The sequence below is a fragment of the Methylobacillus arboreus genome, assembly GCF_020532725.1.
GTDB lineage: Bacteria > Pseudomonadota > Gammaproteobacteria > Burkholderiales > Methylophilaceae > Methylobacillus > Methylobacillus arboreus.
Genome location: NZ_JAJAVC010000011.1, coordinates 235,662 through 247,687, shown reverse-complemented (window position 1 = coordinate 247,687; position 12,026 = coordinate 235,662). Strand labels below are relative to the sequence as shown.

Genomic DNA, 12,026 nt, shown 5'->3' with positions numbered 1-12,026 from the left:
AGGTTGTGAAATGCTGGCTGCTGGGCGCCACCCTGGCGCTTGCCGGCTGCGCCAGCCTTCCTCCCGCTGTCAGCCCAAGCACAGCGGAAGTACACCAACAACACCTGACCAGCCTGGCCGGCATTGACAGCTTCGGCCTCAAGGGCCGCATTGGCATGCAAACCGAAGCCAAGGGCTTTTCCGGCTCCACGCAGTGGCAGCACAGCCAGGCGCAAGATGACATCTCCTTGTTTTCGCCCCTGGGCAGCCAAGTGGCGTCCATCAACCGCACAGCTGATGGCGTCAGCCTCGTCACCAGCGATAACAAACGCTACGAAGCCGCAGATGCAGAAACGCTTACCGAGCAAAACCTGGGCTGGCGCCTGCCTATGAGTGGACTATCCGACTGGGTGCTGGGCCGGCCGAATCAACATGCAATCGAGGCAGCACAATGGGATGAGGCCGGACGGCTCATCAAGCTCAAACAGGATGGCTGGGATATCGAATACGGCCAATACATCACGACAAGCGCTTACCAATTGCCAACCAGGATTACGCTGCGCAATGCAAGCAGGCTTACGCTCAAACTTATCGTGCAGCAATGGCAGATAGACTAAGAAAATTAACTCACAACGCCATTTTACGGTTTTGTATTCAAGCGTAGAATAAGGCGGGTTGCCGCAGACAGTGCTGATACACGGCAAAGCGACCCAACGCAATTATACGTTTGAAGACAAAGCCGCATTACATTCATGCAAGACTTCCAGCCCTACCCCGCTCCTGCCAAGATCAACCTATTCCTGCACATCACAGGCAGGCGTCCAGATGGCTATCACCTGCTGCAGAGCGTGTTCCGGCTGCTGGATCATGGCGATACCGTGCATATCCGCCCGCGGCTGGATGGCCTCATCCGCCGCACAGAAGATATTCCCGGCGTGCCAGAGGCTGAAGACCTGTGCATACGTGCAGCAAGACTGCTCAAGCAACATACTGCCAGCCCGCTGGGTGCCGATATTTATGTCACCAAGCGAACCCCCATGGGCGGCGGACTGGGCGGCGGCAGCTCGGATGCCGCCACCGTCCTGCTGGCCTTGAACCGCCTATGGAACCTCAACCTGAGCCGTGAGAAACTGATTGCACTGGGATTGGCACTGGGGGCAGATGTGCCTTTTTTCATTTTTGGCGAAAATGCCTGGGTAGAGGGAATTGGTGAGAAACTCAAATCAATTCAGCTGCCTCCCGCCAATTACCTGGTCATCACGCCTCAAATCCATATCTCGACCGCAGAAATTTTTGCATCAAAGCAATTGACAAGGGACACGAATCCCACGACAATAGCGGCCTTTCTGAGGGACTTGGTTCACAACGATCTCGAAACCGTGGTTAGCCGGCAATACCCGGAAGTTGCAAAAAGCCTGGATTGGTTATCGCAATTTTCCAAAGCTCGCATGAGTGGTTCTGGCGCTTCGGTATTCGCAGCATTCGAGAACCGGGAAAAAGCAGAGGCTGTACTGGCAAGACTGAATACAACATGCGAGCTGCAACAAGCCGCAGGGTGTGAGATTTCAGGATTCTATGCAGCAGGGTTGAATAAACACCCCTTACACAGCTACGCAACCTGAAGAATATAACGATCAATTGGGGAGTCGCCAAGCTGGTTAAGGCACCGGATTTTGATTCCGGCATGCGAAGGTTCGAATCCTTCCTCCCCAGCCAGAATGAAAGCGTGTAACTTAAAAAATTACACGCTTTTGTTTTTTGCACGCGATTTATGCAGTTTACTTAGACATAAGGATTCCAACTGTGGCCAGGGGCGACATGATGGTATTTACCGGCAACGCCAACCGTGCGCTTGCCGAAGAAGTAGTAGGCCACCTGGGCATTGAGCTGGGCAGGGCCACAGTTGACCGCTTCAGTGACGGCGAAGTCATGATCGAGTTGCTGGACAATGTCCGTGGCAAGGATGTCTTCATCCTGCAATCCACCTGCATGCCCACCAATGACAACCTGATGGAAGTCATGGTCATGGTGGATGCCTTGCGTCGCTCATCTGCTGGCCGCATCACCGCCGCCATCCCTTATTTCGGTTATGCCCGCCAGGACAGGCGCCCGCGTTCCGCCCGCGTCGCGATCACTGCCAAGGTCATTGCCAACATGCTCACCACAGTGGGCGTCAACCGTCTGCTGACCATGGACTTGCACTCAGACCAGATCCAGGGCTTCTTTGATATTCCAGTCGATAACATCTACGCCACCCCTATACTGCTGCACGATCTGGCGCAACAGAAACACGATAACCTCGTAGTTGTGTCGCCTGATGTCGGCGGCGTGGTGCGCGCCCGTGCCGCAGCCAAGCATTTGAATGTAGACCTGGCGATTATCGACAAGCGCCGCCCCAAGCCCAATGTCGCCAAGGTGATGAACATCATTGGTGATGTCTCAGGCCGCACCTGTGTGCTCATGGATGACATGGTGGATACCGCCAACACATTGTGCGAGGCAGCCATCGCCCTGAAGCAGCAAGGTGCGCTCAAGGTCGTGGCCTACTGTACCCACCCCGTACTTTCGGGTGAGGCAGTCTCACGCATTACCAATTCCGAACTGGACGAACTAGTCGTCACCAACACAATCCCGTTGCGTCCCAATGCGCAGCAATCGCCGAAGATTCGCGTGGTCAGCGCAGGCGAGCTGTTTGCGGAAACCATACGCCGCATCAGCAATGAAGATTCAGTCAGTTCCCTGTTTGTAGAATAAACAGGGGCATAGTTCCGGCGGATGCACAAGCATCCGCCCTTTCTGTTATCTGGTCGCGGATAACAGGCAAACCCAAGGCCGGTTGGCCTTTTTTAGGAGTAGTAAAATGGCAATTGTAATTAAAGCAACCACGCGCGAAGGCAAAGGTACGGGTGCGAGCCGCCGTCTCCGTCGCGCTGGTAACGTTCCCGGTGTTGTTTACGGTGGCGATAAAGAAGCGGTAAGCCTTGAATTCAACCACAAGGAACTGTTCCTGGAGTTTCGTCATGAAACATTCCACGCTTCCATCCTGAACCTGGAAGTGGACGGCAAGAAGGAACAAGTCGTTCTGCGTGACTACCAACTGCACCCAGTCCGCAACACCATTCAGCACATCGACTTCCAGCGCGTAAGCGCCAGCGAGAAGGTGCACGTGAAGGTGCCTCTGCACTTCGTCAATGCTGACGTTGCACCTGGCGTCAAACTGGGTGGCGGTATTGTGACTCACATCCTGACAGAAGCAGACGTAAGCTGCCTGCCTAAGGACCTGCCTGAGTTCATTGAAGTTGACCTGAGCAACCTGGAAACCGGCCAATCCATCCACCTGTCCGAAATCAAGCTGCCTAAGGGCGTTGAGTTCGTACAACTGGCGCATGACAACGATGCCGCTGTTGCATCGGTCACCAAGCCACGTGGCGCCGCCGCAGCTGAAGGCGAAGCTGAAGCAGGTGAAGGCGAAGCTGCCGAGTAATCCTGGCCGTTAGAGCTTGAACGCGCGCTTCGGGTAACCGGGGCGCGCGTATTCATTTTAAAGAGTCACAATATGAACGGTATCCGGCTTTTTGTTGGCTTGGGCAATCCCGGCGCCCAATATGAAGACACCCGCCACAATGCAGGCTTCTGGTGGATAGACCAGGTCTGCGTGCAAACTGCCAGCAAGACCAGCCCAGAAGCCAAGTTCTTCGGCCTAAGTGGACGGCTCAATGGCCATACCGATACCTGGCTGCTCAAGCCCACGACTTTTATGAATGCCAGCGGGCGTGCCGTTGCAGCATTGGCACGTTTTTACAAGATTTCAGCAGAAGAAATCCTGGTCATCCATGACGAGTTGGATTTACCCCCTGGTGCTGCCCGCCTCAAGAAAGGCGGCGGCCATGGCGGCCATAACGGCCTCAAGGACATCTCCGCACAACTGGGCACTAACGATTTCTGGCGCCTGCGGCTGGGCATTGGTCATCCCGGTGACCGCAGCGCAGTGGTCAATTATGTGCTGCACGCACCGTTGCGCGATGAATTGCAACAAATAGAATATGCCATCGACGGCAGCACCCTGGTGTTGCCACAATTGCTGGACGGCAAGTTTGAGGAAGCCATGCTCAAACTGCACACCAAACCGAAACAGAATTAACCCTTAACCAAGAACAGGCAGATCATCATGAAATGCGGAATTGTTGGCCTACCCAATGTAGGCAAATCCACCCTCTTCAATGCGATTACCCGCGCAGGTATCGAAGCTGCCAATTACCCGTTCTGCACCATAGAACCCAATGTCGGCATCGTTGAAGTCCCAGACCCGCGCCTCAAACCGCTCATCGAGATCGTCAACCCGCAGAAAATCCAGCCTGCGATCGTCGAGTTCGTCGATATCGCCGGCCTGGTGGCCGGCGCCTCCAAGGGCGAAGGCCTGGGCAACAAGTTCCTCGCCAACATCCGCGAAACGGATGCAATCGCCCATGTAGTGCGCTGCTTTGACGATGGCAACATCGTCCATGTCGCAGGCAAGGTAGACCCGCTTGCCGATGTCGAGACCATCAACACCGAGCTGGCGCTTGCCGACATGGAAACCGTGGAAAAGACCTTCCAGCGCGAAAGCAAGAAAGCAAAGTCCGGCGACAAGGAAGCCATCGCGCTGTGCAACGTACTGGAAAAAGTGCAGAAACACCTCGACCAGGGCCATCCCGTGCGCACCCTGGGGCTGGACGAAGACCAGCTCAAGCTGATCAAGCCGCTTTGTCTCATCACCGTCAAGCCCGTGATGTACCTCGCCAATGTCGATGAAGGCGGCTTCGAGAACAATCCGCTGCTGGAAAAGGTGGCAGAACTTGGCAAAAAAGAAGGCGCTCCCGTCGTTGCCATTTGTGCCAAGATCGAAAGCGAAATCGCCGACCTGGAAGACGAAGACAAGGCCATGTTCCTATCGGAACTAGGCCTGGAAGAACCCGGCCTGGACCGTGTCATCCGCGCCGCCTACGATCTGCTAGGCTTGCAGACCTACTTCACCGCCGGCGTGAAGGAAGTGCGGGCCTGGACCGTGCGCAAAGGCTCAACCGCCCCGCAAGCTGCCGGTGTCATCCATACCGACTTCGAGCGCGGCTTCATCCGTGCAGAAGTAATTGCCTATGCCGAATACGTCAAGCACAAAGGCGAGAAAGGCTCACAGGAAGCCGGCAAGATGCGCCTGGAAGGCAAGGACTACATTGTGCAGGACGGTGATGTCATGCATTTCAGGTTTAACGTCTGATCTTCTGCCTGGATCACACCACAAACAAGAGTTGTGATCTTTCCCTTTTAAAATCCGCGTGTCTACGCGGATTTTTATTTCTGCAAGCAAGCGCCATCCTTCAAGCAGAAAGTCGGATAACACTGATCCGACCATCAGGCTCCAATCGCATTTCCTTGACTTCATCCATGTGCTCCAGCCCTTCCTCACGCAGCTTGGACATCAACTCCTCCTTGGTGATCCACTCCCGACGCAGGTTGCGCCACTGTATCTCGCCATTGCTCACCAGCATCATGCTGGATGACTCGGTGAAGCGCCTTACTATGGGGAATCGGTAGCCTAGATAGTCGAATAGCAGATTCCAGCCTAACAGGGTCGCCACCAGCAATGCACCATCCAGAAAAGTTTTGGCATCGCCACTCATAGCGTTCTGCGACGCATCGGCCACAATTACCACAAACAGGAAATCTCCTATTCCGAGGTTGCCGACATCGCGGCGCAATACAAAACGGAAGATGCAAAACAGCAGCAAGAACACGAGTGATCCGCGCAATATGATTTCCCATGGGGAAACGCTGAAGCTAAACAGGGCCATTGCAGCCTTTCATGTCACGATGACAGCCAGAATATAAGCGCATAGCGCGACAGTTGCCTGTAGTCCAACCACGCAAAAGATTGTAGGAAAATAACTAAAGCCGCCCCTCCCTGTCTATCGCCCGTCAGTTTTGTAGCAGCTGCTCCTACATTAAAATCAGCATTCTCTGATTCTCGATATAAATCGTTTGCCTGCATCATGCAAGATCCAAGGTTAACTGGAGCCCAACAATGAGTTCTCAAGTTGAACAATGGTTGCGTGTGCAATCGCCAAGCCTGCTGGCGCTATTGCTGATCGCCTTGCCCATGTTTGTCATCGACTCCATGGCGGCAGAAAGCCTTTCTGCACGGGATCAAGGATATCTCAAGGATATTGGTCGGCTGAATGTGCTGCAAATAGAAGCCAGTGAGCTTGCCGTAGTTAAATCCAGCAATGAAAATGTACGCGAATTTGCGCGTGAAGTGGTCAAGGAGCACATGCAGTTGGGTGAGGAGCTCAAACTGTTGGCCCAGCACAAACATGCCAAGTTGCCGAAAGAGCCATCGTTATGGCAAAAAGCCAAGTTCAGGAACTTATCATCCAAAGATGGGGCTGAGTTTGATCAGTCCTATGCCAAAAGCATAGGCGTCAAGACACAGGAAGAAACTGTGAAATTGCTAGAGAAGGTTGCCAGCCGTGCTGATGATCCGGACCTTAAGGCTTTTGCCTTGCAACATTTGCCTTCGCCGGAATCCAGCCTGGAAACAGCAAAAGCACTGCTCGCAGTCATCCAGGCGACGGAAGACGAATAAGCTACAGCCCTCTCTCCAGCTGTTGAGTTTTCTTACATTCATATGAGACAGTGGCTTATAAACAGATTACCTGCCCGCGCCAATAATGAACTTACTTTCCTTTCCAACGGAGAGAGCAGTTGCGGGTCAGCTGCTTCATTCCAACAACTTGTAATGGAGGTTTATCATGGTACGACAAACTGCAAATCCGCGTGGTTTTGCCGCAATGAGTCCTGAGAAACAACGCCAGATTGCCAGCATGGGCGGCAAGGCAGCGCATGCCAAAGGAACAGCCCACGAATTTGACTCAAACTCTGCCCGGCTGGCAGGCCGCAAAGGTGGGCAGGCAGCACATGCCAAAGGCACGGCACATCAATTCACATCCAAGGAGGCCCGTGCCGCAGGCCGCAAGGGCGGCCGCCGCAGTTCATAACTCTCGTTAAGAGATTGCCAAAAGCAAAAAAGCCAGGAAATCCTCATTTCCTGGCTTTTATTACATCCATCATCAATTCATATCTGATCTCGCATCAGGAAAAAAGCATAATGCTGTGAATAAAGCTCGCTACCCTTGTCCAGAATGGATTTATACACTCTGGCAGCCTTCAAGCCTTCCTGCGTATGATGCACCAAGGGGGACATAAGCCGAATCATGCACTCCATAATTTCCGTTTGACCGCTGGCCTCATCCACGCCATCAAGATGAGTCTGACGGATTTCGATATTTTCCATGGCTGGTGCAGCGGGATAGTTCAAGACTGAAGCATCCGCATATCGCAAACGCTTACCATACTCCTGGCTATAGCCCAACCAATCTACCAGCACCTGTTGCTGGTAACCTTGCGGCAACAAATGACCACGCTCCAGGACCTGCCACAAACGCGTCTGTCCTTCCTCACCCGGCTGCATCCACCCTTGATTGCATAACCGCTGCAGCAACGAAGCTAGAGGCAGGCTATCCGGCCAGCGACCGCGAATACCACGCTCCATGCAATCGATACGGTAGACCCGCTCAAGATAAGCCGCGCAGGGTTGCATCACGGCAAGAAAAGCTTGCTGCAAATCAAACGCCGCGACGATTCCCGGAATATCCAGGCCCAGCCGATGCAGTTTGTAACCATTATTGACGCGCTGCAACAACGCCTGTTTTTCTGCATCGTTGTTTGCCGCAGCAAGCAATGGCTGCAGCAACTTGATAGCACTGGCAATGCAGGCATCATCCTCTGTCGCATGCAAAGTAAAATAATGTGGCTGAACTTCAAGCTCGCTCAGCTCATAAGCCGCAATCAGCATCGGCAATGAGGCCTGCTCATAACCCAGGTTAAAACCAATAATTTCCGGCAAGTACTGGTCTACGTCATGCCCCAATGCCAGCCTGATAGCACCCTGGATATAATACTTATCATCCAGATTGCGCCAGTCAGCGCATCCATTGTGATCAAGCAGCTTTTGGTATAACCTGACCTGGTTGAAACATTCATCTCCATCACCCAGGTTCTTAAGATAAATCCTGCACAAGGGCGCGAACCTGGCTTCCCGCCAGTGCCTGAGAAAACCATAAAGCCAAGCGCCTTCGACCATACGGCTAGGGGCAATGGATTGCAAAAAATGTAAGGCATGCGACTTGCAAGTGAAATATCGTGGCTTCTGCCCATCATGCCGATCAGCCAAATAAGCACGGTAATCACATCTCACCTGAGCACAACGCTGCTCCAACCACGACGGTAGCTTTTCTATATCCTGAGGCAAGTCACTTTCACGCGATGCTACCTCGCCCAAACGTGCATCCAGAAAAGTCCGGGCCAGATTACGTGAGTCTTCGATATCACCCGGTCGTGCCAAGGCATAATATAAATCGCGAGCGGGCGTAGAAATAGGCAGTGGCAACGGAGGCTTGTTGCGCTTGAAGATAATAGAGGAAACATCACGCTTGAACATCAGGCTTGGAACAGGCCCCAATCCAAAATTCCGACCTAGCGTAATCTCTTTCATGACGCACCCCCGTTTTGCACATCAGCGATAATGGAGAATTGTGTATAAAATTAGAGACGTTTACCGTCGGACAGTTTCCCTCCCCCTCGTAGGAAAATCATCACAAATCCAGAATAAATATCTATTTCACATTAATAACAAATAGTTAAGATTTTTTATGAAAAAATCCTGACATCGTCAGGAACCGATATCGCTGATAACGCACTCCTCATGAGCCACAAAACCCTACATTGGCTTTGACATTCAGCAAGCAAGAAAATAGAATAGCGGGCTTGGTTGAATCCATTGGGTTCTGGTGATGTAGCTCAGCTGGTTAGAGCACAGGATTCATAATCCTGGGGTCGAGGGTTCAAGTCCCCCCATCACCACCATCTCCCTTCTTAAGTCTTTTCCAACAAAGACTTATAGAAACATCAATAGGTTACAGTCAGCATCTTCCCGATGGGTGTTACACTTTTGTTATGGAAGAGACGATGTGTAACTATTTAACCAAGCGTGGCGGTACCTATTATTTTCGCCGTAAAACACCTCTCGACCTTATCGAGCAGTACGGCAAAGAAATCATCTTTTCCCTTCGCACTAAAAAGCTGTAAAGCGTTGCCGCCTTGAAGCAGTGAGGTTAGACAACAAATTTGATGCATTTAGATGCCGCTCAAACTGTTGAGCCAATACTCAATGCCTCCAAAATCGCCTATTGCTCCAATAGACATTAATACCGACATTCAGTTGATGATGGGAGTAGCGCAGCAAATATAACAAATGAGTAAGTATTGAAACGCATGCTTATCAAGTCTGGAGTCATCCGCATAGCTCATGACATCGAGTATGTTTCTTTGCCTTGCTTTTTATACGAGTAAAAACTAATATCGCCGCGTACGGTTCTGTGCCAGTTCACGCTGGTCAGATTAATAGGGAATCCGGTGAAGACATAATGATCTAAATCCGGAACTGTCCCCGCAACTGTAATCGACGAGTCTTGAAATCATACATGCCACTGGATTATTCCGGGAAGGTTGCTTCAAGATGATGACCCGAGAGTCAGGAGACCTGCCGTATACAGTACGTTGAAGCAAAGGGCGGGGTGCCCCTGGAATCGGCGATCTATTCGCATTTTTTCATTGATGCAGTGAACAAGATATTGGTATTCCCGATTCTTTTGGGGCTGCCTATAGATACCGCCTGTCATCAAACTGCCCCGCACTTATACTTAACGTGACATTTCATATACGTTTTTGCACCTTTCCTTTGGTGCTGGGGAATACTCATGAAACATCAATATCGGCTCTTGGCAGCCGCCCTATCCATTATGTTTGCTTCTGGAGCATTGGCTGAAGATGCTGTTCTGGACGAAGTGGAGGTCAAGGCACAAGCCGAGAAGAACAAGGCACTACAATTGTCCAAGCAAACTAGTACTGCCAACCGGGTCGGACTAACCGTACAAGAAACACCAGCAAGCATTGAAATCCTGGATACCGATACGATCCGTCGCCGTGGTGATATTTCATTGCGTGAAGCAGTGAGCAGAACCACCGGTCTAACGGACATCAGCACGCCTAATGTTGGCCAAGCTTTCTCGCTTCGTGGTTTAACCGGTAACAACTCTGTAGGACAGGCTGAAGACGGCGTACGCCAAACACCTGGGCTTGGAACAAGCAACTATCCAGCTGATACTTGGGGCTATGAGCAGATTGAGGTATTGAGGGGGCCTGCTTCTGTCATGTTTGGTGACGGAACCTCAGGTGGCATTATCAATAGCGTTCGCAAGCAGCCTAAGCGTGAAACTTCTGCCGAAGCTGTGATTGGTGCTGGCTCCTATGGTGCTTATCGTGCAGGCATTGGTGGTACAGGTGCAATTGGCGAAATTGGGGCATTCCGTATCGATGTGTCTACTCTCGGGGGCAATAGCTATATTTCTAAAGGTGATTACGAAAGCACCAAGCTGATGACCTCTTTGCTTTTCACACCAACTGACTCACTCAAAGTTGGCTTTACCCTAGACTATTCTGATAACTCTCCATCGGCCAATTACGGTGTGCCTGTGATCAATGGAAAGCTACTGAAGTCTCTACGCAACAAGAACTACAACGTTAGCAACAACAAGCTGAACTTCATCGATACGCGCTTCAGGAACAAGATCGAATGGGATATTACGTCTACTCTCAAGTTGAAGAATGAAGCCTATTGGTTCAAATCTAAGCGCGATTGGCGTAATGCTGAAGAATTGACTTATGACACAGGTACAGGACTTGTAGATCGTTTTTCTCTGGCAATCAATCATGACCAGAAGCAATATGGCAACAGGCTGGAGTTGATTTCTACCAGTGATATCTTTGATCATCAAAACCGTTTTGCTGCTGGTATTGAACTAAGTCGTACTACTTTCAGGCGTAGCAATGGTAATGTAAACAGTGCCTCCGTCCCGCTCTTGGGCTTCACTGCAGGTCAATTGCAATACACCAGCCCCATTACGCCTGACTTTGACTCTGAACTGACTCAACGTATTTTCTTCGTTGAAGATGCTTTTAGTGTCACGGACCGGTGGAAATTGATTGCAGGCATTCGCAAGGAGTTGCTGGACACCGAGCGTCAATTACTGCGTACCAGTAACGAGATCGAGAAGGATTTTTCTCCGACCACCTGGCGTGTTGGCACCGTATTCGATGTCACACCTGACACCAGCCTTTACGTTCAGGTCAGTCGGGGAACTGATCCAGTTTCAACTTTGCTGGAGCTGAATGTTCTGACCTCTGACATGAAACTCACTCGTTCCCGCCAGGCAGAGGTTGGGATCAAGCACAAATTGCCAGATACCAAGGGGGAAGTATCAGTAGCACTCTTTCACATCGCTAAAGATGACATCATTACCTACACTGGCCTGTTCCAGGCAGTACAAGGCGGTAAGCTTTCTTCTCGCGGTATCGAGTTAACAACTACCCTGTTCCCTACACCAAACTGGCGAGTTGATTTCAATGCAACAGCACTTAACGCCCGTTATGATGACCTGGCTGATGTATTCGGTACCTCAATGAGAGGAAATACCCCACCCAATGTGCCTGAACATACAGCGAATGCTTGGGTTTCTTATCAGCAGCCACAATGGGATGCCGGGATTGGTGCCAGGTATGTTGGAAAACGTTATGTATATGGGGATTTTAACCGTGACGACGATATCCAACTGGGTAGCTACACGGTGTTTGATGCAAGTGCTGCCTGGCATGTGAACAAGCAAATGACGTTACGTGCCAATATCCGCAACCTCACCGACAAGTTCTACGGAGCATTTGCTTATTCAGCAACCCAGCAAATAGTGGGGGCTCCAAGGCAGATTGAATTAACGGCTGAGTTCCGATACTAAATGTGGTATTAGGGAAGGGTTCAAACATTGGCTCTCTGAGCTCTTTCCTTAATGTCTAAATTCCACATCAGGATTAACACGTATTGCATAGTTGGATATGCCGCT

At 51.2% G+C, this 12,026-nt stretch carries 12 protein-coding genes, 2 tRNA genes and 1 riboswitch; of the genes, 12 read left to right on the top strand and 2 right to left on the bottom strand.

Going from position 1 to position 12,026, the window contains the following annotated elements; all coding sequences use genetic code 11:
• Nucleotides 1–5 precede the first annotated feature (5 nt).
• The 7 genes from lolB (at nucleotide 6) to ychF (ending at nucleotide 5,233) form a co-directional block, all read left to right on the top strand.
• Nucleotides 6–596 (top strand): lipoprotein insertase outer membrane protein LolB, encoded by a 591-nt coding sequence (gene lolB / locus LG198_RS12220; protein ID WP_407659195.1) that lies wholly within the window; start codon nucleotides 6–8, stop codon nucleotides 594–596.
• A 135-nt stretch (nucleotides 597–731) separates the two neighbouring features.
• On the top strand, nucleotides 732–1,601 hold the full coding sequence (gene ispE, locus LG198_RS12215; RefSeq protein ID WP_230343460.1) for a 4-(cytidine 5'-diphospho)-2-C-methyl-D-erythritol kinase: 870 nt from the start codon (nucleotides 732–734) through the stop codon (nucleotides 1,599–1,601).
• Nucleotides 1,602–1,618: 17 nt separating this feature from the next.
• Nucleotides 1,619–1,695: transfer RNA gene (locus LG198_RS12210), tRNA-Gln, on the top strand.
• Nucleotides 1,696–1,797: 102 nt separating this feature from the next.
• A complete protein-coding gene (locus LG198_RS12205) occupies nucleotides 1,798–2,733 on the top strand; it encodes a ribose-phosphate pyrophosphokinase (protein WP_230343459.1) in 936 nt (311 codons plus the stop codon).
• A 106-nt stretch (nucleotides 2,734–2,839) separates the two neighbouring features.
• Entirely contained in the window at nucleotides 2,840–3,463 is a 624-nt protein-coding gene (locus LG198_RS12200; protein ID WP_230343458.1) for a 50S ribosomal protein L25/general stress protein Ctc, read from the top strand.
• Between the two features lie 72 nt (nucleotides 3,464–3,535).
• Nucleotides 3,536–4,120 carry an aminoacyl-tRNA hydrolase gene (gene pth / locus LG198_RS12195; RefSeq protein ID WP_230343457.1) on the top strand — a complete coding sequence of 195 codons (585 nt, stop codon included), beginning with the start codon at nucleotides 3,536–3,538 and terminating at the stop codon, nucleotides 4,118–4,120.
• Between the two features lie 27 nt (nucleotides 4,121–4,147).
• Nucleotides 4,148–5,233 carry a redox-regulated ATPase YchF gene (ychF, locus tag LG198_RS12190; protein WP_230343456.1) on the top strand — a complete coding sequence of 362 codons (1,086 nt, stop codon included), beginning with the start codon at nucleotides 4,148–4,150 and terminating at the stop codon, nucleotides 5,231–5,233.
• Nucleotides 5,234–5,333: 100 nt separating this feature from the next.
• Here ychF and LG198_RS12185 read toward each other — a convergent pair whose 3' ends face one another.
• Nucleotides 5,334–5,807: a DUF421 domain-containing protein gene (locus LG198_RS12185; RefSeq protein ID WP_230343455.1), complete on the bottom strand. Its 474-nt coding sequence runs from the start codon at nucleotides 5,805–5,807 to the stop codon at nucleotides 5,334–5,336.
• Nucleotides 5,808–6,037: 230 nt separating this feature from the next.
• On the opposite strand from LG198_RS12185, the gene LG198_RS12180 reads away from it, so the two are divergent.
• Nucleotides 6,038–6,598, top strand: a complete 561-nt coding sequence (locus LG198_RS12180) for a DUF4142 domain-containing protein (protein WP_230343454.1) — start codon at nucleotides 6,038–6,040, stop codon at nucleotides 6,596–6,598.
• 166 nt (nucleotides 6,599–6,764) lie between these two features.
• Complete coding sequence (locus LG198_RS12175) at nucleotides 6,765–7,010, top strand: KGG domain-containing protein (RefSeq protein ID WP_230343453.1); 246 nt, start codon at nucleotides 6,765–6,767, stop codon at nucleotides 7,008–7,010.
• 77 nt (nucleotides 7,011–7,087) lie between these two features.
• On the opposite strand, the gene LG198_RS12170 is transcribed toward LG198_RS12175, so the two are convergent.
• Nucleotides 7,088–8,566 (bottom strand): iron-containing redox enzyme family protein, encoded by a 1,479-nt coding sequence (locus LG198_RS12170; protein WP_230343452.1) that lies wholly within the window; start codon nucleotides 8,564–8,566, stop codon nucleotides 7,088–7,090.
• Nucleotides 8,567–8,860: 294 nt separating this feature from the next.
• Here LG198_RS12170 and LG198_RS12165 point away from each other — a divergent pair.
• From LG198_RS12165 to LG198_RS12160, 3 genes are all read left to right on the top strand, one after another.
• Nucleotides 8,861–8,937: transfer RNA gene (locus LG198_RS12165), tRNA-Met, on the top strand.
• 90 nt (nucleotides 8,938–9,027) lie between these two features.
• Nucleotides 9,028–9,159 (top strand): DUF6538 domain-containing protein, encoded by a 132-nt coding sequence (locus LG198_RS14395; RefSeq protein WP_328485560.1) that lies wholly within the window; start codon nucleotides 9,028–9,030, stop codon nucleotides 9,157–9,159.
• A 266-nt stretch (nucleotides 9,160–9,425) separates the two neighbouring features.
• Nucleotides 9,426–9,635: riboswitch (cobalamin riboswitch) on the top strand.
• A 195-nt stretch (nucleotides 9,636–9,830) separates the two neighbouring features.
• On the top strand, nucleotides 9,831–11,921 hold the full coding sequence (locus LG198_RS12160) for a TonB-dependent receptor (protein ID WP_230343451.1): 2,091 nt from the start codon (nucleotides 9,831–9,833) through the stop codon (nucleotides 11,919–11,921).
• Nucleotides 11,922–12,026 lie beyond the last annotated feature (105 nt).

Excerpts from the sequence above, each read along its gene's own strand:
- ychF (WP_230343456.1), top strand. The coding sequence starts at position 4,148 with ATGAAATGCGGAATTGTTGGCCTACCCAATGTAGGCAAATCCACCCTC.
- LG198_RS12160 (WP_230343451.1), top strand. The coding sequence starts at position 9,831 with ATGAAACATCAATATCGGCTCTTGGCAGCCGCCCTATCCATTATGTTT.
- ispE (WP_230343460.1), top strand. The coding sequence starts at position 732 with ATGCAAGACTTCCAGCCCTACCCCGCTCCTGCCAAGATCAACCTATTC.
- LG198_RS12200 (WP_230343458.1), top strand. The coding sequence starts at position 2,840 with ATGGCAATTGTAATTAAAGCAACCACGCGCGAAGGCAAAGGTACGGGT.
- LG198_RS12205 (WP_230343459.1), top strand. The coding sequence starts at position 1,798 with ATGATGGTATTTACCGGCAACGCCAACCGTGCGCTTGCCGAAGAAGTA.
- LG198_RS12180 (WP_230343454.1), top strand. The coding sequence starts at position 6,038 with ATGAGTTCTCAAGTTGAACAATGGTTGCGTGTGCAATCGCCAAGCCTG.
- LG198_RS12185 (WP_230343455.1), bottom strand. The coding sequence starts at position 5,807 with ATGGCCCTGTTTAGCTTCAGCGTTTCCCCATGGGAAATCATATTGCGC.
- pth (WP_230343457.1), top strand. The coding sequence starts at position 3,536 with ATGAACGGTATCCGGCTTTTTGTTGGCTTGGGCAATCCCGGCGCCCAA.
- LG198_RS12170 (WP_230343452.1), bottom strand. The coding sequence starts at position 8,566 with ATGAAAGAGATTACGCTAGGTCGGAATTTTGGATTGGGGCCTGTTCCA.
- LG198_RS14395 (WP_328485560.1), top strand. The coding sequence starts at position 9,028 with ATGGAAGAGACGATGTGTAACTATTTAACCAAGCGTGGCGGTACCTAT.
- LG198_RS12175 (WP_230343453.1), top strand. The coding sequence starts at position 6,765 with ATGGTACGACAAACTGCAAATCCGCGTGGTTTTGCCGCAATGAGTCCT.